Below are 22365 nucleotides of genomic sequence, written 5' to 3'. Positions count from 1 at the left end.
TAGTTTAACTAATAGTGATAGATTACCATTTTTTCTTTGGTTGAAATAATATATCTATGTCATCTGCTTGATCTTTGGCTTTTTTCGCCGCATCTTTAGCATTGGTACTTTTTAGTGCATTAGTTATTTCTTCTAGTTGGACTTCAACCTCTGCTTTCTTGCTAACGGTATATTCTGTTTGTGAAGGGTGAGCGGACAATGTTTGCAAGGCTTTTTCAAAATATTGGCGAGCTGAGCCTAACATTTCTTTTTGGTAAGCCATGTTGCCACGTTTTATTAAACTTTCCACACTAATTTGTAGTTGCATAGCATCGAGTTTTTTATCTTCATGAGTGAATGTCTGTGCGTCTAATGCGCCTTTAATTTGCTCTGACTTAAGTGTTGTACGTAATCTTTTAATACATTGTAAAATGCTGACAAGTTGTTGCTCATTATCGGGGAGAATAAACGGCTCTTCTTGCATTGATTGCGAAGCGGATTGGTCTTCAGACGCTTTTAGCCTAGATTCTATTTCAGACACTTTGTTTTTGATTGATTTCGATTCAGGTAAAATTGATCTCATCAATTTTACAGCGCTTAAACTACGACGATTAAGTATATTGATAATAGCAGGGTTGTTGGGCAAATTGGCAAGATGCAGAATAAGGTCTTCACTTTCATCTATAATTGCTTTTTGCCTAGCCGCTTTTGTGCGTTTTTCTTTTTCTTGTTTTTCTTTATGTTGCTGAATTGCGCCAACAGCGACAACAATAATAATTAATGCAACAATTAAAGCAATGATAATGCCCATAATATTTACTACTCGTCTGTGAAAATAAAAATGTACCTAATGCAGTCTACAAAAATTGGACACATTAGCATAGCCTTATATTAGCCTTTTATTGTTAATAGAAAACAAGGCTGTTGATATTATTTTTGATTTTGAATAAAAAACCTCAATTCATCCATGATAAGCATTTTTTAACTTAGTGATGTGAATTTTGTAGTAATAATCCTACATTTTTAAATTAAATCCCGAGTATAAGCAGAATAATGAAAATTAATATGGAATAAGTCTTCATTTAAGTATATATTTTTTGCATAAGCAATCAGCATTAAAAATTTTGAAGTATAATTATGAAACTGCAACAACTGCGCTATATTGTTGAAGTACTCAACAATAATTTAAATGTATCTGCAACAGCAGAAAGTTTATTCACCTCTCAACCGGGTATAAGCAAGCAAGTTCGCATGCTAGAAGATGAACTCGGTATTCAAATCTTTGGTCGCAGTGGTAAGCATTTAACGCATGTTACTGCCCCAGGCAATGAAGTGATCAATATTGCCACAGAAATCCTCTCTAAAGTTGAAGCGATTAAAGCGGTTGCGCGCGAGCATACTCAACCCGACGAAGGCAAGTTACGTATATCGACCACGCATACACAAGCGCGTTATGCATTGCCTGAAGTGATTAAAGGTTTCATGAAAAAGTACTCAAAAGTTTCTTTGCAAATGTCACAAGGTACGCCAGCGCAAATTAGCGATGCCGCAGGCAAAGGGGACGCTGATTTTGCTATCGCGACCGAATCATTGCACTTATATAACGATTTAGTGATGCTACCTTGTTATCACTGGAATCGCAGTATCATAGTGCGACCGGATCATCCTTTAGCCAAAAAACAAGGCATTACTATTGAAGACTTAGCAAAGTATTCGTTAGTGACTTATGTCTTTGGTTTTACGGGACGTTCAGAGCTCGATACTGCTTTTAATAGTGTTGGTGTAGAGCCTAAAATAGCCTTTACTGCCACCGATGCTGATGTGATTAAAACCTATGTGCGATTAGGTGTTGGTGTTGGTGTGATTGCTACGATGGCGATTGACCCAAGAATTGACAGTGACTTAGTGACTATCGATGCCAGCCATTTATTTAATTCAAGTACTACTAAAATTGGTTTTAGACGCGGTACTTTTTTACGGGGTTACATGTTTGATTTTATTGAGCGTTTTGCGCCGCATTTAAATCGTGACTTAGTCACTAAAGCTGTTTTATTAAAAAACAATGCTGAAATAGATGAGATGTTTGCGAATATTAAATTACCTGTTCGTTAAAACAACTGAGGTATCAATCAATAAACATATAAAAGCGACTGATATCAGTCGCTTTTTTATGTTCAGGATGAGCGGTATGTCGTGGTGCCAAGGATGGCAAGGAACGAACAATGTTCAGGATGAACGGTATGTCGTGGTGCCAAGGATGGCAAGGAACGAACAATGTTCAGGATGAACGGTATGTCGTGGTGCCAAGGATGGCAAGGAACGAACAATGTTCAGGATGAGCGGTATGTCGTGGTGCCAAGGATGGCAAGGAACGAACAATGTTCAGGATGAACGGTATGTCGTGGTGCCAAGGATGGCAAGGAACGAACAATGTTCAGGATGAACGGTATGTCGTGGTGCCAAGGATGGCAAGGAACGAACAATGTTCAGGATGAGCGGTATGTCGTGGTGCCAAGGATGGCAAGGAACGAACAATGTTCAGGATGAACGGTATGTCGTGATGCCAAGGATGGCAAGGAACGAAGAATGTTCAGGATGAACGGTCATGATTTTTTGTTCCTGACAAATCATAGACCCTCCATCCATGGAGGCAATGTTGTGGTGCCAAGGCCATTCTTAGGTATATACCTTCGCTGCATGAGTGCTCCCTTGCATGTCGATGGCATGGAACGACAAATTTTTAGCCATTAACCCTTTATCTGTTACAGGTTTGCGATTAGAAACGTCTTAACATTCGGTAATGTTGACCGCTAAGCCGCCACGAGAAGTTTCTTTATATTTAGTTTTCATATCGTTGCCGGTTTCCCACATAGTTTTAATGACTTTATCTAGTGGAACCTTTTGATTACCGGTGCCACGTAAAGCTAAACGCGATGCGTTGATCGCCTTTACCGAACCCATAGCGTTACGTTCGATACAAGGCACTTGAACTAAGCCACCAACAGGGTCACAGGTTAACCCCAGATTATGCTCCATACCGATTTCTGCCGCGTTTTCTACTTTACTTGGCGACCCACCCATAATTTCAGTTAATGCGCCAGCCGCCATAGAACAAGCCACGCCAACCTCACCTTGACAGCCCACTTCAGCACCAGAAATTGACGCGTTAGTCTTGTATAAAATACCAATGGCTGCGGCAGTTAATAAATAGCGTACACAGGTGTCTTCATCAACCGGTCTAACAAACTTATCGTAGTAGCATAATACGGCAGGTATAATACCCGCCGCACCATTGGTTGGCGCCGTTACAACACGACTACCGGCGGCATTTTCTTCATTAACCGCAAGTGCAAATAAGTTAACCCAGTCCATGGCAATAAGTGGGTCGTTGTTGTTTTCAACTGACAATGCTTTATAAAGAGCAGGGGCTCTGCGCGCAACTTTTAAACCACCGGGTAAAATACCTTCGGTTTTAATGCCACGGTCGACACAATCTTTCATTGCTTGCCAGATATTAACTAATTTAGCTCTAACAGTGGCTTCATCGGCTAAGCACTTCTCATTATTCATCATGATAGTACTGATCCTGAGGTTTTTCTCATTAGCTTCGTTGATAAGCTCGGTCGCTGATGAAAAATAATGAGGACGTTTAATATTGCTGTGCAGAGAGAGTGCTTTATCTTTTTCTTTTTCAAAGTCGCGCGCGTTAACAATAAAGCCGCCACCGATTGAATAATATGTTTGCTCTAGTAATAGCGTACTTTCTTTTCCTGGAATATCTTCAAAGGCAAAGATAGTCATGGCATTAGAATGAGCAGGTAAGGTTTTACGGCGATGGTAAATAATGGCATCATTTTTAGGAAATGAAACTAAGTGCTCACCATTAAGCGAAATTTTTTGGCTACTGACCACGGCTTCAAGAATTGAATCAATAGCGTCGACGGCAATCGTATCTGGATTTTCGCCAGACAGACCTAAAATCACCGCTTTGCCGGTACCATGGCCAATACCTGTTTGTCCTAACGAACCAAAAAGCTCACATTTTACCCGCGTTGTTTGTGGTAATTTATGCTCATTTTTAAGTTGTTCAACAAATAACTTCGCTGCTTTCATTGGACCCACAGTGTGAGAACTTGACGGGCCAATGCCAATAGAAAACATATCAAATACACTAATCATACTAAAACCTGAATTTATTTTGATAAAATTATCAAAAGATGGAATTATCTTCGGTAATTGTAACTGAAAGCTATCACCAAGAAAAACAATAATAGTTTAATTATAGTCAATATTAGCCAAAAACATAAAAAATCATGATAATTGAATTGCTAAATCTTTGAGCATTACTGCTGTAGCACCCCATATATTATGGTGCTCAAAGGGCATAAAGTGAATTGAAAAAGGTTTGCGCTCTCGCTCAATTGTCACAGTGTAATGATTATTAACATCGAGAAAATGCTGTAACGGTACCTGAAAGATTTCAGCGACTTCATTTTTATCGATCACATAATTTTGTTTTTTATCAATAAAAGCAATAATGGGGGTAACGACATAACCACTGATGGTTTCATAAGGAAGTAATTGACCGACAATATTAATGTTGTCGCTATTTAAACCGATCTCTTCTTCAGCTTCCCTGATGGCAGCGCTGACAAAGCCCGCATCAAAGTCTTCCATTTTTCCACCGGGAAAACTTATTTGTCCAGGATGATGTTTTAAATGACTAGCCCGTTTTGTCAGCACCACAGAAAGTTGCTTATCCTCTTCAATTAAGGCAATAAGCACTGCTGCAGGTTTTAGCGTTGCATGGTGCTGGTACTGATGGAGTGAATCATTAAGTGCTGAAAATTGAAATTTTTGTAAAAAATCATGCTTGTTCATTATAAATCCATCGATGGCAAAAAAGTCAAAACAACAAAAAGTTAAAGCGCGGATAACACCGGTAATATTTTATTTACTTTATCAAAGGTTTCTTGATATTCAGAGTCGACTTTTGAATCTGCAACCACACCACCACCGGCCCAACAATAAATGATATTCGCTTGGGTGGCGTTATTTTTTTCACATAACAAGGTACGTATAGTAATGCTGGTGTCCATATTGCCACAAGCAGAAATATAACCAATAGAACCACAGTAAATACTTCGTTGATGTGGTTCTAATTCATCAATAATTTCCATGGCTCTTATTTTTGGAGCGCCAGTAATCGAACCGCCAGGAAATGAAGCGGCTAATAAATCCGTTGCCTGATATTGCGCTGCTAACTCACCCTCAACGGTACTCACTAAGTGATGAACCGCAGGAAAACTTTCAATATCAAACAACTTAGGCACTTTAACCGAGCCAGGGATACACACTTTACTGATATCATTTCTGAGTAAATCAACAATCATTAAGTTTTCGGCACGATCTTTTTCTGAGTACTGTAAATCAATTGAATTTTGCTGGTCAATAATGGCATTATCACTACGCGGTTTAGTGCCTTTTATCGGTTTGCTTTGTACTTTACGTCCTCTCTTTTGTAAGAATCGTTCAGGGGAGATACTGAGAATACTCGCTTTTTCAAAACGTAAGAATGCAGAAAAAGGCGCTTTGTTTTTATCGCGTAACGCGCAATAAGCGTCGAATTCATCACCTTGATAATCAGCACTGAAACGTTGCGCTAAATTAATTTGATAGCAATCACCTGACAATAAGTAGTGCTGCACGCGTTGAAATTTTTCATCATAACGCGCTTTACTGATATTCGATTGCCAATCGGTCTTTAATGCAAACTTTTCTTTTTTTTGTGCGGTTTTCTTTACCAAGGCTAACTGCTTATTTATTGCTATTGTTAGACTTTCGCGATGCGGTTGTGGGCAAACTAACCAAAACTGTTGAGCTTGGTGATCAAAGATTAATGCCTGAAAATAAAGTCCTATCGACATTTCGGCTAAATCGATATCTCGAGTGGTTTGATTGGGTAAGTTCTCAAAACGTCGGCCTAAATCGTAAGAAAAATAACCGATACTGCCACCATTAAATGGCAAGTGGCTGGCGGCCACGTTAATGTTATTGAAACATTGTTGTTGAATTTCTTTGAGTAGCGTTAATGGGTTTTCATCACTAATTTGTTTTTTGTCATCTTTTAACCACCGTACTTCCGTTTGAACGCCTTGGGTGGTTAACGTCACTTCCGGTTGCCAAACGATAATGTCAAAATTGCTATCAACGTGTGCAGGTGACTGTTTATCACCACAAGAGTCAAGCCACATTGCCCAAGGTTGATGACTAAAAGCTGAAAACAAGGCTTTTACATCGATAGATTTTTCTACGGTAAAATGCTGGGCAGAAATAGTGAACATGGCGGGTTTTACTCGATAATATTGTGGAAGCTCGTTAGCAAGAAGGGTATGATATCTGCAAATTTATAACTTTCAACCATTTTCAGCTTACCTAGTTTATCTATAATTTCAGTTGAGTAGGTAAATGCTGTTGAACTACATCTGTCGATCTGCATAAAAAGAGACCCTCATGACTATCATTAAACAACAAGATTTAATTGAAAGTATTGCCGATGCATTACAGTACATTTCTTATTATCACCCTTTAGACTTCATTCAAGCACTTGAAAAAGCCTACCATAAAGAAGAAAGCAGCGCAGCTAAAGACGCTATTGCCCAGATCTTAATTAATTCTAGAATGTCAGCCCATGGCCAGCGTCCTATTTGTCAAGATACCGGTATAGTAACTTGTTTCGTAAAAGTGGGCATGGATGTTCAGTGGGACAAAACTGATTTAACGGTTCAACAGATGGTTGATGAAGGTACTCGACAAGCTTATTTAAATCCAGATAACCCATTACGCGCCTCTATTGTCAAAGACCCTGCTGGCGCGCGTATTAATACTAAAGATAATACGCCATCGGTTGTACATATTGATATGGTTGCTGGTGGTGGTGTTGATATCATGATCGCTGCAAAAGGCGGCGGTAGTGAAAACAAATCTAAAATGGTGATGTTAAACCCTAGCGATTCAATCGCTGATTGGGTGGTTAAAACACTACCATCAATGGGCGCGGGCTGGTGTCCACCAGGGATGTTAGGCATAGGTATCGGGGGAACAGCTGAAAAAGCAGGGGTACTTGCTAAAGAAAGTTTAATGGAACCGGTAGATATTCAAGAATTAATGGATCGCGGTGCTGAAACAGCAGAAGAAAAACTGCGTTTAGAAATTTTTGAACGTGTTAATAAATTAGGTATTGGCGCACAAGGTCTTGGTGGTTTAACGACAGTTGTTGATATTAAAATTATGTCAGCACCTACTCACGCTGCATCAAAACCTGTGGTGATGATCCCTAATTGTGCGGCAACGCGTCATGTGCATTTTCACTTAGATGGTTCTGGTCCTGCTAACTTAACACCACCAAAATTAGAAGATTGGCCAGAAATAACCTGGGAAGTTGGCGAAAACGTACGTCGTGTTAATGTCGATACCTTGAAGAAAGCCGATATCAGTAGCTGGAAAACGGGTGAAACAGTATTACTGAGCGGGACTATCCTAACCGGACGTGATGCTGCTCACAAACGTATTCAAGATATGTTAGCCAAGGGCGAAAAGTTACCGGTAGACTTTACCGACAAGTTTATTTACTACGTAGGTCCTGTTGATGCTATTGGTGATGAAGCTGTTGGCCCTGCGGGTCCAACTACAGCAACACGTATGGATAAATTTACTGAAATGATGCTTTCTGAAACAGGTTTACTTGGCACTATTGGCAAAGCTGAACGTGGCGCAGAGACTGTTGAAACCATTAAAAACCATAAGTCAGTGTATTTAATGGCCGTTGGTGGTGCAGCATACCTAGTATCGAAAGCCATTAAAAAAGCAAGAGTTGTTGCCTTTGAAGATATGGGCATGGAAGCTATTTACGAGTTTGAAGTTGAAGACATGCCAGTAACGGTAGCTGTCGATAGCCAAGGAGAGTCGGTTCATGTTACCGGCCCTGCTATTTGGAAAGCTAAGATTGAAGTACAAGATGCCAAATCAAAAAGCTAATTGACACGGGTTTCATTTAATAATTTTATAATAAGCGCCCTAGGGCGCTTTTTTATTAGTGATAATAAGTTGATTATTTTCGACTACACTAATAGGACAATCATTAAAATTAAGTATTGAAAACGTTAATTATGACTAACACTAATCTTCGCACTGTTACTATTATTTATTATATTGAGGATTCACTTGAGCTAATGCACTTTGTTGGACAATTTGCAGAAAATGCCAGTGGGCGGGTTATTATTCCGGAAAAATTTAAAGAAGAAAAATCGATTGTTGCGGTGTGTGATGGAGAAATAACCATTCTTAATAAAGTCGGCGATCGTATTCACCTCATCAATGATTATTAAATATTCACTGGTTAAAGACCCAACTTAGAATAAACTTAACCTGAGTATATTTCTATGGTTTAATACTGATAATATTTACAGTGTTACTGATGTGATTTTATGTTTATCGATGTACTTCCTGCTTTTTTAGAAAAAATTCCTGCCGAAATTTTTATGCTGCTTGCCGCTACTTTATTGGTATTGTGCTTTTTAATAAGTTTTATACTCTTTTTTAAAATAAAAAAAATGTCATTACAGTTGTCTTTGCAAAACGAAAAGTCACAGTTACTGTTTGAGAAATTAACCGTTGATAGTGAAGTCTCCAATAAATATCAACAGCAACTACAGCAGCAAACTAGCTTTAATCATCAACAACTGGCCAATCAGCAAGTTGAGTTAAAGACTTATTTCGAACAACAAATCTCTGATTTTAAAATCAAGCTGTTGTATCAGCATGCTGAGCAAGGTGAAAAGCAAGCGTCTAGCCTGCATGCCAGTAGTGAAAAATTACATCGCGCATTGCATGAGCACCAAGTCGTTTTTAATCAAAACCAGCTAAAATCTGTTGATCAACTTGTTGATCATCTACATCGAGTGACACAAGTGAGCCGTGAAGATTTGACTAAGTCATTGCAAGCATCGAGTGAGCAAATGGCTAAGCGTATTGATGGATTAACTGTCTCTACTGATAACCGCTTAAAAGAAATTAGCGGGCAGGTAGAAAAACGTTTGGCAGAAGGATTTGAGAAAACAACAAAAACCTTTAATGATATTTTACAACGTCTCGCCTTGATTGATGATGCGCAGAAGAAAATAACCGAACTTTCCTCAAACGTGGTCAGCTTACAAGAAGTGTTAAGTGATAAACGTTCGCGGGGTGCCTTTGGTGAAGTTCAGCTTAATAGCCTTATTCGTAACGTGATCCCCGAGCAAAACTTTTCTTTGCAGCATACGTTATCAAATGGAAAAATTGCTGACTGTATTTTATTTTTACCTGAGCCAACGGGGAATGTTGTTATCGACTCTAAGTTCCCGTTAGAGAACTATAAAAAAATGTTGGATAACCAATTAGGTGAGCACGACCGAAAATCGGCAGAACGTCAGTTTAAACTCGATATAAAAAAACACATTAATGATATTAGTGCTAAATACTTAATTGAAAAAGAAACCGCCGATGGCGCCATTATGTTTATTCCAGCAGAAGCTATTTTTGCTGAAATTCATGCACACCATGGTGACTTAGTTGACTACGCCAATAAGAAGCGAGTGTGGCTGGCATCGCCCACCACGTTAATGGCTATATTAACAACGTCACGCTCGGTGCTAAAAGATGAAGCAACCCGTAAGCAAATACATGTTATTCAAGCGCACCTCTCACATTTATCACAAGACTTTAGTCGCTTTAAATCTCGTTTTGCCAATTTAGCAAAACACATAGATCAAGCCGCGAGTGACGTAAAACAAATTCATACCTCAGCGGATAAAATATCATCACGCTTTGATAAAATTGAACAGGTCGAATTAAAAAATGACAGCGATGAAAACCCCAGTGGTATAGATAGCAAAATAGACAGTGAGCAAGCGCTGCCTGTTGTTTAAATTGTTTGTTTGGCCAAGTATCATTTGACGATGACTTAATCTAAGGAGTTAATCTTGTTGCAAAAAATTATAGGACTAAAAACATTGTTTTTTAGTTTAGTCACTTTTGCTTTAGTTTACTTTTTTATGGTGAAAAGCCAAGTGTTTTGGTTAAAGCAAATAGTGATTGTTGAACAATTATTAGTGGTGTTCTTAGCCGTCGTGATTGTCTTTGCGAGTTACTTTAATCGTAGCAGGTTAGCCTATTTATCATTATTATGGCTTTTATATTATGGCAGTATTTCTTTTTCACCGCCTTGGTCAACTTGGTTAGCGCAACAGGGTGATTGGCTAACGTTATTTGGCTGTTGCGCTTTACTTCTATTTTCCTTAATGAAAGACCGTGGTGTTATCTCCGTTCATGGTCTTTATCGATTGGTCGCTATCTCAGTAGTGGCTGTCATCGTCTTTGTCTGGTTAACGATGAGTGAACCGATTATTCTTTTTGTAAAAGCGCTACCCAATCTGGCAGAGTTTAGTCAGGTGATTCGCTTAGAATTACCGCTGGCTTTATCTAGTGTTGTTATTGTTTGGCGGGCGATGATTAAAGCGGATTTAGTGACTTCAGCGCTTGCTGTTTCTTTGCTGTTTTGGCTGTGTCATCAATATCAATTAATTGAGCTACCGATAAGTTTAACGCTGACATTACTCAGCTTATACTATGTGTTAGTGATTGCTATCGATGCTTATTTCCTTGCCTATCGAGATGACTTAACCGGATTACCATCACGTCGGGCACTGAATCAGTTGGCCTTATCGCTTGGGCGTAAATATACCCTTGCTATGCTAGATATTGATCATTTTAAAAAGTTTAATGATACTTATGGCCATGATATTGGCGACCAAGTATTAAAGTTAGTGGCAAAAAAAATTGGCAGTGTTAAAGGGGGAGGCAAAGCTTTTCGTTATGGCGGAGAAGAGTTTACCATCGTATTTCCTGGTAAAAGTATTGACCAAGCCTTACCTGAGTTAGTAGCAGTGTGCCAAGCTATTGAAGCGTATAAAATTGTTATTCGTCACCCGCAACGAAAAACTAAACAAGAGCGAAACGCTAAAAATGCGGGCAAAAATAATGAATTTAAAACAGTGAACGTCACTATTTCAATCGGCGCTGCAGTACGAGAAAATAAACAAAGTTTTGCACAAGCGTTAAAGTGTGCTGATCAAGCGTTGTACAAAGCGAAGAATAAAGGGCGTAACAATGTCAGTTATTAAAATTGGCTAAATGAAGTTGATAATTGCCTGCAAAGATCATTAGCCAGTAGAAGCCAGCGTCACCCTGGAAACTACCATCATCGAGTAGAAGCCTTTTCATTGAGCAGAGGTCATTGTCGTCATTGTCAATGAGTAGAGGCCATCGTCACCCTGAATTTATTTCAGGGTCTGGTTTGAAGTGACTGGTACAATGTCGGTTGACCCAGTCAATAGCACTTAATTCAATATTGCGACATTAACAAAAACCACACTTAACAACAACGGGCAGACAAAACGTAGGTAATTCCCCCAGATTGGTAGCCACTTCCTGCCTTCTTGTAGCGCTTTATCGCGGAGTTTATTACCTCTATTCCACAACCAGCCAACCACGATAAAGTAGAACAAACAACTTAATGGTTGCAAGATTGTCGTTAATACTCGAATAACTAAACCAAATAACTCATCAAAGAAAGCAATTAATAGCATACTGGCACAAAGCACAACAAATGATACTAACCAAGTCGCTCTAGAACGGGTTAAGTTTTTGTCTTCCATTAAATAAGAAACAGGTACTTCAGTTGATGAAATGGTTGATGTTAATGCAGCAATTGACAACAGCAGGAAAAAACAGCTTGAAACAATTAAGCCAACATTACCCATTGAATTAAACAGTTCAGGTAATATTTTGAAAATTAACTGTCCTTCACCAATCAATTCATTATTACTAAATACTTCAAGGCCCGCTTCTTGAGCAACAAAAAGTGCTGGGATGATTAACAGTCCGGCCATAAAAGCGATAAAAGTATCAAGTGCGGTGATAGAGATAGCTAATTTACCGATGTCTTTACCTTTTTGCATGTATGAGCCATATACCATCATGCCACCTACGCCAATGGATAGTGAAAAGAAGGCTTGTCCCATCGCCGATATAATGAGTTTAGGGTTGGTTACTTGTGAAAAATCAGGAATTAAATATAACGCTAAGCCTTTCTCTGCACCGGGTTGGCGTAAAATATAAATAATTAAACCAATAAGCATCACTAATAATAACGGCATTAAACGGGCAGACCATTTTTCGATACCGGCATTTACACCCTGATGTATAATGGCGGCGCCTAGTAAGATAAAAAGTGGCGTAAATAATAAATTACGTTCGGTACTTGATATTGCTAACCACTGGGAAATACTGGTTAAGCCTAACAGTTCAGTAAAAGCAGAAAGTGCATGTGCTAACATCCAACCGGCGACTATAGTGTAAAAGCTTAACATCATCATAGCGCCACATAGGCCGATTATGCCGGCATATTTACCCACATTGGGCAGAGTGTCTTGGCAAGCTTCTTTTAATGCTGCTACGGGGTTCTTTTGCGCCTGGTTACCTATGTATATTTCTGCATACAAAGCGGGGAGGGCGAGTAAAAGTGTTACCAGTAAATAGACGAATAAAAAAGCACCACCGCCATTATTAGCAGCTTGGGTAGGGAATCCCCAAATATTGCCTAAACCAATTGCTGAACCTGCAGCAGCCAAAACAAACCCGATACGGGAGTGAAAAGAATCTCTAGTTTGTGTCATATAGTATTGAATGCATATTATTTTTATTTGTTGATGAGCTTACCGAGTTCAGATCATATAGCAACGGTTTTTTAAAAATTTGTTTCTGAGAAAATATAAACACGCTAAACCGAGCAACTAATGGTTGATAAACTTGCTTTCAAAAATATTACCCTTATATAGGTTGAAGTTAAATTGGTGCCATGAGCAATACTTATGGAAAGTGATGGTTGCTAAGGTTTCAAGATAAGCTTGGACTTTATTGCAAAAAAGCCGCGTTTATTTTGGAGAAGAACGCTGTAATAGCCGGTTTGTTGGTGACAACACGGCTTCATGTTATTGTTGAGAGAACCTTATTTATGAATCCCTATGTGTTACGTGTTCAAGAACGGCTAAAAAAGATTGACGCGAGTCCTTTATTTCAATGGTCAATCATTGCCGTTATTATTATGTCAGCGTTACTTATTGGCGCAAAAACGCATAACTTGCCGCCACAAGCATTAAGAATATTGGTTTTTTTAGACAGTGTTATTACCGTATTTTTTGTTATTGAGTTATCGATACGTTTTATGGCATTTCCAGATAAAAAGAATTTTTTTAAAAATGGTTGGAATGTTTTCGATACCTTGATTGTTATTGGTAGTTTGATACCAACGGGTGGTTCAGGTGTCTTATTAGCGCGTTTATTACGTGTATTTCGGGTGTTACGTTTAGTTTCTATGGTGCCTGAATTACGCTTGCTGATTAATTCTCTGATCAAAGCTATTCCGCGCATGGGCTATATCGCCTTACTAATGTTTGTTATTTTTTATATTTATGCTGCGGTCGGCAGTATGGTTTTTAATGATATTAATAAAGTGCTCTGGGGAGATGTTTCCATATCGATGTTAACACTCTTTCGTATTGCCACTTTTGAAGATTGGACCGATGTGATGTATGAAACGATGGCGATTCATCCGCTTAGCTGGATTTATTACCTGACCTTTATTTTCTTAACCGCCTTTATCTTCTTAAACATGATGGTGGGTACTATTCTCGAAGTGATGGGCAAAGAGAACGAAAACTATCGCGCCGAACAACATGGCGAAACGGGTGAAGGTGGCGAGCCTGCTAGCCGAGCGCAAATTGAAAATCTTGAGCGTGAACTCGTCGAAATTAAGGCTTTACTGAAGGAAAAACTTAACCACAGTTAATAAGGTTTTTTTATAGATAACCGAACACTTGTGGGATTTAATTAAATAAGATGGTATAAAAGTAAAAATCATATTTAATTCAAGTGTTTTGGTTGTTATTAATGATTGCTTTCAAGCGAATTGTTTACTTTTTTATCGTTATTATTGTTCAAACTTCATTTTTTTCGTCTGCAGTGATTGCAGCTGAGCAAAGCTCTGTGCGCATTGGTGACCAAAAAATATCACAAGACATTGAGATTCTTAAAAATATTGAAGACGACCAGCAAGCGGTTGATTATTCAAAATCATTGTTAACGCGCTCGTCTTTAACACTCCAGCAAACCATTGCCATTTTGCAAATACAAGAAAAGCATTATTATCAATTAAGAGACCTTCGATTAGCATTAGCTAGCGCTCAACGGGTGCAATTATTAGCGACGGACAACAACTTAAAAAAAATAGCTGCTGATGCTGATAAAACGATCGGCATCTACCACTATTTAATGGGCGAATATTCTCAGTCTATAACCGCTTCTCAAGCCTCATTAAGTTACTATATAAATTCAGCTGAGCCGCTTAGATTAGCCGGTTTATACAATAATCTTGCCTTAGCTTATATTGATCTTGGTGATACCAGCAAAACCTTAGTAAACTTTCAATTAGCTGAAACCATTTACAATAAATTTGGCACTAAGCAAGATCAAATTGATGTTCGTTATAATATCGCTGGTTTATATTTACGTTTAAAAAGATACGATGTTGCGATTGAACTTTACCTCGATGTTATTGCACAGCTCCCCTATGTCGATGACAAAATCACTTTAGCTAAGGCTCAGGGTGAATTAGGCACGGTTTATAAATATTCAGGGGAGTACCAGAAAGCCCTTAAATTGCTGCTACAAGCGATAGCGTATTTTGAACAATCCAATAACACCTATTACCTAGCGTCTTTTAGTCATAATATTGCTGGCCTTTATAATATGATGAACCAGCCAATAAATGCCACCAAATATGCAACTCAAGCGATAAATTTGGGTAAAGCATCAGACCATAAAACGGCCTTAGCAGGCGGGCTTTATAGTTTAGCGCAAGCAGAGTTTTCATTAGGCTATGTTGAAAAATCGTATCAAAATTTACTTCTCTCTGATGAAATAGCTAAACAAATGGGTCATGAAGAACAAATAACGAATAATATGGCGCTATTAGCGTTGATTTATGCGGCACAAAATAAGCAGAGTGCGGCGTTTGCAACACATCAAGAATATATCAAAAGAACAAGAAAAATTGCTAATAATCAGCTCAATAGCCAGCTATCAGACTTCGAGTCAAAAAAACTAAGACAAGAAGTTAGTCAGCTTAAGCAAAATAAGCAACTTCAGGCCTTGGAGACAGAGCAAGCCGATCAACAGCGTAACTTTAGCCTAGTCGCTGCTTGTTTTATTATCGTACTGGTGTTGTTTATTTTGAACCGAAATATTGAAAAACGCTCTAAGTTAAAATTATCTGAGCGAGTTAAAAATCGTACTCAAGAGTTAGAGCTGCTCACTAGCGAGTTGGTCAAGGCTAATGCCATTAAAAGTCAATTTCTTGCGAACATGAGTCATGAAATAAGGACGCCTTTAACGTCAATTATTGGCCAAGCAGAGGCGATAATAAATGGTGATATTGATGAGGGGCACCTGCACAAAGAAGTTAAAATTATTCACGGCAATAGTTTACATTTATTAGAACTTATTAATAATATTTTAGATTTAAGTCGGGTCGAGGCTAATAAATTAGAGCTAGAACTTGTCGAGCAAGACTTACAGGTTATTTTACATGATATTGCGAATATTTTTATCAAGTCAGCAACAGTTAAAGGCTTACAATTTCAAATAGTGCATACCTTGCCAAGTAAATTCCTCCTCACCATTGATGGCTTTCGTCTAAAACAAATTTTAATTAACTTATGTTCTAATGCCATTAAATTTACCAATAAGGGCTCAGTTACCCTTGATATATCGGTGAAAAATGCGGCGTTAACGATTGCCGTAAGCGATACCGGTATTGGCATGAGTGAAACACAATTACAGCAAGTCTTTACCAGCTTCACCCAAGGTGACAGCAGCATTAGCCGAAGGTTTGGCGGTTCAGGTTTAGGTTTGTGTTTATCTGAGCAATTAGCAAAACTAATGTCAGGTAAAATATCAGTAACAAGTACGCTAAATAAGGGCAGTACTTTTACGTTAGTCTTACCTTGTAAACAACTCGAATCGATTCAACTAGCAGATATTCCTCCTACTAAAATTGTCGCTTGTGCATTAACGGCTGTTGCCCGAGAGAGTAAGTTTGAAGGGCAAGTTTTACTGGCCGACGACCATGATGATAATCGTCGTTTAATCGCTCGTTTATTAACATCATTAGGTTTAGAGGTCTTGTCTGCTAGTAACGGTCGAGAAGCAGTTGAGCTTTGTTTAAAAAGCAATCCTAACCTCATTCTTATGGATATTCAAATGCCAGAGATGGATGGTATTGAGGCTTTTAAAGTATTGCGACAAAAAGGATGCCTTCGCCCTATAGTCGCACTAACAGCCAATGCTATGTCCCATGAAGTTGACAAATATTTAGCCCTTGGCTTCGATGGCCATTTAAAAAAGCCTATTGAGCGAAAATTATTTATTGCGACCATCGCTAAATACTTTGGTGAAAAAATGGATGAAAGCGCAGCTGAACGTGTTATTTCAACCGTTGATATGTCTGATTTAGTCACTGAGTTTAAATCGAATTTAGTGTTAGAGCAGCAAGATATAATTCTTCACATTAAAAATAATGAATTAGAAAAACTGGCTGAATTGGCTCATCGTATTGCTGGCGCGGCACAGATGTTTGGTTTTTCGCTTGTTTCAGTGAGTGCGATAAAATTAGAAAAAAATATTAAAAGCGAGTCTTCTCAGCTGATCAGTGAAGCGGCGCAAAGTCTACTTAATGAAATAGACCAAGTGCTTTGGTAGAGTTATTACCCTTAGTTTTCATCCATTAATGATCTTCTTGATAAGTAAACACTTGGCTTATTGGTTGTTCAAATAGATCAGCAATTTTAAAAGCAACTTCTAAAGAAGGAGAATACTTTCCTTTTTCAATGGCGACGATGGTTTGCCTAGAGACTGAAACGCTATCGGCAAGTTTTTGCTGAGTCATTTCTTGGTGCTCAAAGCGCAGTTTTCTAATATTATTGGTAATAACTTTAGCCATATTAATAGCCTCGACGATAAGAAATTAACTTCACTGAAGAACAAATAACCTCTGCAAGTAAAGAAAATGCAATAATTAAATGCATAATTTCATACTCTTTAGCTAACCCCGGCATTGAAAAAGTAAATTGTGCAAGGACTGGAAACAGAATATAGAAGGTCACACAAAAAACACCAAATGATAATATCTTATAAGCATATGAATTTGCGCGCCTTGAAATAATTTTATCACGCTCATCACTCTTATCATTTGCTTCTTTGTGCTTAAAAATAGCTAGGGTGGTTTGCAAGATGATTTCCAAAAAAATGGTATAAATCACTGCACTAAATAATAGGCCATACATAGTCTCGACAGAAAATAATTGCCGCTGATATAAATTAATCACGCCCAAGGTATAATTGCCCCAAATACCAAGTGTAATTAACAGTGATACTAAAATACTGATTGCCCTGTAAGACATGTTCTTTCCTTTTTGTGATTGAATTTTTTGACACTGTGTCTAATATATTTGACATTGGTTTAGCCTAAGGCTTAGTTGGTGGTATGTCAAATATTTTTTACATTTTGATTGGTTTTTTTACAATATGGTCATTTTAAATGAAGTTAACGCGGATAAATTTGAGGGAGGAGCTACCTTATCACTAATGTTTTTAAGGATATTTCTTTACATAAAGTCGGCGGTAAGAAAGCTTTAGCGGGTTGCAGGGTAATACTGTCGTCGTTTTAACCATCACAAAGTAATAACAACTTATGTACGGTTTTGATGTTACGTGCGGTAGCGGTGAGTTGTAGTTTTTTTTCTATTAGCTTATTGGTAAGTTTGCTCTTTCCTAAGCCCTGAGGGCAATAGAGATAAATAACCTCTTTACCTATAACTAATTGTTCTGCATTGGTTAGATAACGAGCAAGAACTTGTGTTTGGTCATCTGATACTTTTTTAGAGAGAAAAAATATTAAAATTTTACTGCCTTCTTGTTCGATATTAATATCGCTAAAAGGTAATTTGTTAGCGGTATTGGCTAACTCGCTCTTGGTTAATATAAGTACCTCAACGTCAAAATTAAAATATGCGTGAATCGCTGTTTCGAGTGATGATTTTAACTCTTCTTTATTATTGGCGCTTTGAAATACGACATTACCACTTTGAATATAAGTGTTTATATTTTCAAGCATCAGTGATTGATAGAGTATTGTTAGCTCAGCCATTTTTATTTTTTTTGGCCACTAACATTAATGCCCCGCAGTAATGAAATATAAGTGTTCATCGTTAAGCCTTAACCCCGTTAAAATTTAATTTTTCTTGTCAATATATCCTTAAACATCACCCAGTCGCCGAGTAAACTATAGAAAGGATAGGTAAATGTGGCGGGTTTGTTTTTCTCAAAGATCATATGTCCCAGCCAAGCAAATCCATAACCTATCACAGGGATAAACCATAAGCCTTGCCATAACGCATAGTTAATACAATAAACAATCAGTAATATTATTAACGACGAACCAATAAAATGTAAGCGTCGACAGGTAATATTTTGGTGTTGGCTTAAATAAAATGGATAAAATTCGCTAAAGGTCTGGTATTTTTTTACCGCCATTAGTTATTCCTCTGGTAAGTGATGTTAATTAATTTTACTGGTCAATATTTTTAAGCCAATCAGTATCATTGCTCCGCCTAAAATTCGGTCTATCCAATGTCCCAAACGTTGAAATTTTTCATTTATTTTTGGCTGAGATAGCAAAACTACCACAGATGAAAACCAAGCGAGTTGAATAGCCATCATCCAAAGACCATAAATAACTAAGTGTAATAACGGTAAGTCGGGAGAAAGTACCACGGTAAATAGCGCGACAAAATAAATCGGTGCTTTTGGGTTTAAGGCATTACATAAAAAACCAACACCGATATTTTTGATAGATGAACGTTTTATCGACGGTGTTGCATCAGCTTTGCTACTGACTTCTGTCGAGGCTTTCGCACGAAGCCCTTGAAGCCCTAGATATAATAAGTAACAGCCACCTAATATCTTAATTACCCATAGCGTTGCTGCTGAGTTAGCGATAATGGCAGCTAAGCCTAAAGCAGAATAAATTATGTGTATCGATAAACCAAGCGCAATGCCGATACTGCACATAAAGCCGGCTTTTTTGCCGTGGCTTAATGTTTGTTGAGACACTAAAACAAAATCAGGCCCTGGTGATGCGGCTGCTAATAAATGAATTGAACTAATTAACAGTAAACCTTGTAAAAGTTCCATGGTGCTTCTCGTTGATATAATTAATGAAACTTTAATATTCTTTGACGTGTTCAGCAAGTAATGAATGAGTAACTAAGGTTTTGTTTTAGTTTCTGAAAAAACTCACCGGCTATCTTTAAAGTTAATCTTCAATCAGTACTTGAGTCTGCGCTATTAACGTGATGTTTTTTTCTTTATATTAAGCCCTTTTCTTGCTTTGTCTGTTGGACAATCATAGCAAGACAGTTAACCACTTTATGAACGAGGCTGGGTAAATTTTCAATATCCAGCGCATCAATTAAGTTCTTTACCTCAAGTCCTAGCTCAGTATCACCGACAATTTTTAAGCGTCGTTGAAAGAATAAGGTATCGGGATCCTCTTGACGCCCAGCAATTAATAGTAAGTCATCACTACTGGCTGAAAAGCTTACATCAGCTGTTTGTCTTTGCTTATCTTCGGCCATAATCAATTGACCGTTGTTACTGCTGAGTAACCAATTTAATGCCAAGTCGGTTACTGAAATATGTAGCCATTTATCTTCTAAAAACGCGAAATCATTGTCGGCTAAGGCTTCTTTAAACACCGATTGTAATGCGGCCAACAATAACTTTTTTTGAAGACTATAAGGGACAACACTTAACGTTGGTTTTAATATTTTAGGGACTAAATCAACCACAGTAGCCCTGAAGGCTAGCGGGATTTTTTTAATATTTACAGCGCTAAGTAAGTTTGAACATTGAGTAATATTAAGCAAAATTGTGGCAACATTTTTTAGGAGTCATAAGAGAAGTGTACCGAATTGTTTATTTATTATTTGGGGGTAGATCAAGTTTAGGAACAAAGATTATCAAACAGTATTAAAAACTAAGAAGTTATTTCAGGTCAAAAAAGTACAAAATTTTTAGCGCTACACTTCGGGTACCTTTATTCTTATTAATTATTTTGTCTACTTTATGGAACTCTTATGCCCAGCAGGTAACCTGCCTGCACTTAAAACTGCCATAGATAATGGCGCTGATGCCGTTTATATTGGGATGAAAGATGACACCAATGCCCGTCATTTTGCTGGATTAAACTTTAATGATGGCAAGCTTGAAAAAGCCGCTGATTATGTACATCGTCACGGTAAAAAGTTACACCTTGCTATTAATACTTTTGCTCATGCTGGCGGTGAACATCGCTGGCGAAAAGCTGTCGATAATGCCGTAGCTATTGGTACGGATGCTTTGATTATCGCCGATTTGGGCGTGCTTGATTATGCTGCGAATAAATACCCAGATGTTGAACGTCATGTTTCTGTGCAAGCCTCAACCACTAACATTGAGGCGATAAACTTTTTTGCCAATAACTTCGCCGTTGAACGGGTGGTCTTGCCACGCGTACTCTCGATTGGGCAAGTTAGACAATTAGCGAAAATAAGCCCAGTAAAGCTTGAAGTCTTTGCTTTTGGTAGCTTATGTATTATGTCGGAAGGGCGCTGCTATTTGTCTTCTTATATGACGGGTGAGTCACCAAATACTGCGGGTGCTTGCTCGCCAGCAAAATATGTTCGCTGGCAAGAAACAACAAAAGGTTTAGAGAGTCGTTTAAATGGTGTGCTGATAGACCGCTATCAACCTAATGAAAATGCAGGATATCCAACGTTGTGTAAAGGGCGTTTTGAGGTTGATAATAATGTTTATCATGCCCTTGAAGAGCCAACCAGTTTGAACACCTTAGCGCTTATTCCAGAGCTCAGTAAAATGGGGATCGCTTCAGTTAAAATTGAAGGACGACAGCGAAGCCCGGCATACGTTGAACAGGTTACTAAAACATGGCGTAGTGCCATTGACCGATTTAAACAAAACCCAGATAAGTTTACCGTTGAAGGTGCGTGGATGAACACCTTAGCGAACCTTTCAGAAGGCACGCAGACGACACTTGGCGCTTACCATCGTAAATGGCAATAAGGTAAGCGCTTAGTGCTAAATATGCGTTTATCCATGCTCATAGCTTGCCATTATTTGCATAGGCATTAATAACGGCAGTTAAAAGAACTTACTTTGCACGATAGCCTAATGTCAAACAGTAAAATAAAAATTGGAAACACTATGAAATTTTCTCTTGGACCTAGTCAGTTTTTTTGGCCAAAAGCTGAAGTGGAATCTTATTATCAACAAGCTAAAAATAGCGCAGCGGATATTATTTATTTAGGTGAAACCGTCTGCTCTAAACGCCGCCAGTTGCGAGCTAAAGATTGGATAGGCTTAGCAAAAGACTTGGCGGGTGACCTTGATAAAGAAATCGTTTTATCTACCATGACTTTACTTGAGTCCTCTACTGAAATACAAACCATGCGAAAGCTTTGTGATAATGGCGAACTGCTCATTGAAGCGAATGACCTTAGCGCTGTACAAATTATGCATCAGCTGAAAATGCCATTTGTTGCGGGGCCAGCAATCAATTGTTATAACTTATCAACATTGAAAGTCTTAATTAAGCAAGGTATGAGTCGTTGGGTTATGCCTGTTGAATTATCAGGCGATTGGCTGAAAACACTACTAATACAGGCAGAGGAAGATAATGTTCGTTCACAATTTGAGTGTGAAATTTTTGCTTGGGGTTATATGCCACTGGCTTATTCTGCTCGTTGTTTTACCGCTCGTTCAGAAGACAAAGCTAAAGACAATTGCGAACTTTGTTGCATTAAATACCCATTAGGCAGGAAAATGAACAGTCGTGAAGGTGAACGTGTCTTTGTCTTAAATGGTATACAAACAATGTCGGGCTATCAATATAACTTAATTAATGAAGTACCAGATATGGCGGAAATAGGCGTCGATATTGTCCGTATAAGTGCAGACAGTGTGGATGCCTTTACTAAGATATCTTCCTTTAAAGAACAGCTTGGCCAAGCTAAACATTATCCACTAAATAGTGTTGAAGAGTGTAATGGTTACTGGCATAAGATTGCCGGCATGTCCTTAGCATGATATCGGATTTTATGCTGTAAATAGTCA

The 22365-nt window shown here is 38.3% G+C and carries 20 protein-coding genes; 9 read left to right on the top strand and 11 right to left on the bottom strand.

Going from position 1 to position 22365, the window contains the following annotated elements; genetic code table 11:
- Positions 1–22: 22 nt before the first annotated feature.
- A complete protein-coding gene (locus ESZ26_RS04825; protein WP_223271552.1) occupies positions 23–790 on the bottom strand; it encodes a hypothetical protein in 768 nt (255 codons plus the stop codon).
- A gap of 326 nt (positions 791–1116) precedes the next feature.
- Here ESZ26_RS04825 and cysB point away from each other — a divergent pair, with 326 nt between their 5' ends.
- Complete coding sequence (gene cysB / locus ESZ26_RS04820; RefSeq protein WP_070374031.1) at positions 1117–2091, top strand: HTH-type transcriptional regulator CysB; 975 nt, start codon at positions 1117–1119, stop codon at positions 2089–2091.
- Between the two features lie 675 nt (positions 2092–2766).
- Here cysB and ESZ26_RS04815 read toward each other — a convergent pair.
- The 3 genes from ESZ26_RS04815 to pabB form a co-directional block, all read right to left on the bottom strand.
- Entirely contained in the window at positions 2767–4158 is a 1392-nt protein-coding gene (locus ESZ26_RS04815; protein ID WP_146798516.1) for an L-serine ammonia-lyase, read from the bottom strand.
- 132 nt (positions 4159–4290) lie between these two features.
- Entirely contained in the window at positions 4291–4860 is a 570-nt protein-coding gene (locus ESZ26_RS04810) for a CoA pyrophosphatase (RefSeq protein ID WP_146798514.1), read from the bottom strand.
- A gap of 41 nt (positions 4861–4901) precedes the next feature.
- On the bottom strand, positions 4902–6323 hold the full coding sequence (pabB, locus tag ESZ26_RS04805) for an aminodeoxychorismate synthase component I (protein ID WP_146798512.1): 1422 nt from the start codon (positions 6321–6323) through the stop codon (positions 4902–4904).
- A 169-nt stretch (positions 6324–6492) separates the two neighbouring features.
- Between pabB and ESZ26_RS04800 the strand changes: the two genes are divergently transcribed.
- The 4 genes from ESZ26_RS04800 to ESZ26_RS04785 all read left to right on the top strand — a co-directional run bounded on the left by ESZ26_RS04800 (position 6493) and on the right by ESZ26_RS04785 (position 11198).
- The gene (locus ESZ26_RS04800) at positions 6493–8016 is read left to right on the top strand and encodes a fumarate hydratase (protein ID WP_146798510.1); all 1524 of its coding nucleotides are present in this window, start codon (positions 6493–6495) and stop codon (positions 8014–8016) included.
- Positions 8017–8147: 131 nt separating this feature from the next.
- Positions 8148–8366, top strand: a complete 219-nt coding sequence (locus ESZ26_RS04795; protein ID WP_146798508.1) for a TIGR02922 family protein — start codon at positions 8148–8150, stop codon at positions 8364–8366.
- 99 nt (positions 8367–8465) lie between these two features.
- Positions 8466–9944 carry a DNA recombination protein RmuC gene (locus ESZ26_RS04790; protein WP_223271551.1) on the top strand — a complete coding sequence of 493 codons (1479 nt, stop codon included), beginning with the start codon at positions 8466–8468 and terminating at the stop codon, positions 9942–9944.
- Between the two features lie 54 nt (positions 9945–9998).
- Positions 9999–11198 (top strand): GGDEF domain-containing protein, encoded by a 1200-nt coding sequence (locus ESZ26_RS04785; RefSeq protein WP_146798506.1) that lies wholly within the window; start codon positions 9999–10001, stop codon positions 11196–11198.
- Positions 11199–11414: 216 nt separating this feature from the next.
- Here the strand turns inward: ESZ26_RS04785 and ESZ26_RS04780 are convergent, their stop codons facing one another.
- Positions 11415–12752, bottom strand: coding sequence for a sodium-dependent transporter (locus ESZ26_RS04780; RefSeq protein ID WP_146798504.1), 1338 nt, complete (start codon positions 12750–12752; stop codon positions 11415–11417).
- A 338-nt stretch (positions 12753–13090) separates the two neighbouring features.
- Between ESZ26_RS04780 and ESZ26_RS04775 the strand changes: the two genes are divergently transcribed.
- On the top strand, positions 13091–13924 hold the full coding sequence (locus ESZ26_RS04775) for an ion transporter (RefSeq protein ID WP_146798636.1): 834 nt from the start codon (positions 13091–13093) through the stop codon (positions 13922–13924).
- A 101-nt stretch (positions 13925–14025) separates the two neighbouring features.
- Positions 14026–16893, top strand: coding sequence for an ATP-binding protein (locus tag ESZ26_RS04770; RefSeq protein ID WP_146798502.1), 2868 nt, complete (start codon positions 14026–14028; stop codon positions 16891–16893).
- Positions 16894–16918: 25 nt separating this feature from the next.
- Here ESZ26_RS04770 and ESZ26_RS04765 read toward each other — a convergent pair whose 3' ends face one another.
- The 6 genes from ESZ26_RS04765 to ubiT form a co-directional block, all read right to left on the bottom strand.
- A complete protein-coding gene (locus ESZ26_RS04765; RefSeq protein ID WP_146798500.1) occupies positions 16919–17134 on the bottom strand; it encodes a helix-turn-helix transcriptional regulator in 216 nt (71 codons plus the stop codon).
- Position 17135: 1 nt separating this feature from the next.
- Positions 17136–17594: a hypothetical protein gene (locus tag ESZ26_RS04760; RefSeq protein ID WP_146798498.1), complete on the bottom strand. Its 459-nt coding sequence runs from the start codon at positions 17592–17594 to the stop codon at positions 17136–17138.
- Positions 17595–17857: 263 nt separating this feature from the next.
- Positions 17858–18340 carry a DUF1697 domain-containing protein gene (locus ESZ26_RS04755; RefSeq protein ID WP_146798496.1) on the bottom strand — a complete coding sequence of 161 codons (483 nt, stop codon included), beginning with the start codon at positions 18338–18340 and terminating at the stop codon, positions 17858–17860.
- Between the two features lie 77 nt (positions 18341–18417).
- Positions 18418–18726, bottom strand: coding sequence for an Mpo1-like protein (locus tag ESZ26_RS04745; protein WP_146798494.1), 309 nt, complete (start codon positions 18724–18726; stop codon positions 18418–18420).
- A 24-nt stretch (positions 18727–18750) separates the two neighbouring features.
- Entirely contained in the window at positions 18751–19386 is a 636-nt protein-coding gene (locus tag ESZ26_RS04740; protein ID WP_146798492.1) for a LysE family translocator, read from the bottom strand.
- 173 nt (positions 19387–19559) lie between these two features.
- Positions 19560–20042 (bottom strand): ubiquinone anaerobic biosynthesis accessory factor UbiT, encoded by a 483-nt coding sequence (gene ubiT / locus ESZ26_RS04735; RefSeq protein WP_211361202.1) that lies wholly within the window; start codon positions 20040–20042, stop codon positions 19560–19562.
- Positions 20043–20319: 277 nt separating this feature from the next.
- Here ubiT and ubiU point away from each other — a divergent pair, with 277 nt between their 5' ends.
- Both ubiU and ESZ26_RS04725 read left to right on the top strand, forming a co-directional pair.
- The gene (gene ubiU / locus ESZ26_RS04730; protein ID WP_146798490.1) at positions 20320–21315 is read left to right on the top strand and encodes a ubiquinone anaerobic biosynthesis protein UbiU; all 996 of its coding nucleotides are present in this window, start codon (positions 20320–20322) and stop codon (positions 21313–21315) included.
- 141 nt (positions 21316–21456) lie between these two features.
- Positions 21457–22338, top strand: coding sequence for a U32 family peptidase (locus ESZ26_RS04725; protein WP_146798488.1), 882 nt, complete (start codon positions 21457–21459; stop codon positions 22336–22338).
- Positions 22339–22365 lie beyond the last annotated feature (27 nt).

Source organism: Colwellia hornerae (assembly GCF_007954355.1).
In the GTDB taxonomy this organism is placed as follows: domain Bacteria; phylum Pseudomonadota; class Gammaproteobacteria; order Enterobacterales; family Alteromonadaceae; genus Colwellia_A; species Colwellia_A hornerae.
The sequence above is the reverse complement of the archived record's forward strand: the minus strand, read 5'-3'. Positions and strand labels throughout refer to the sequence as shown.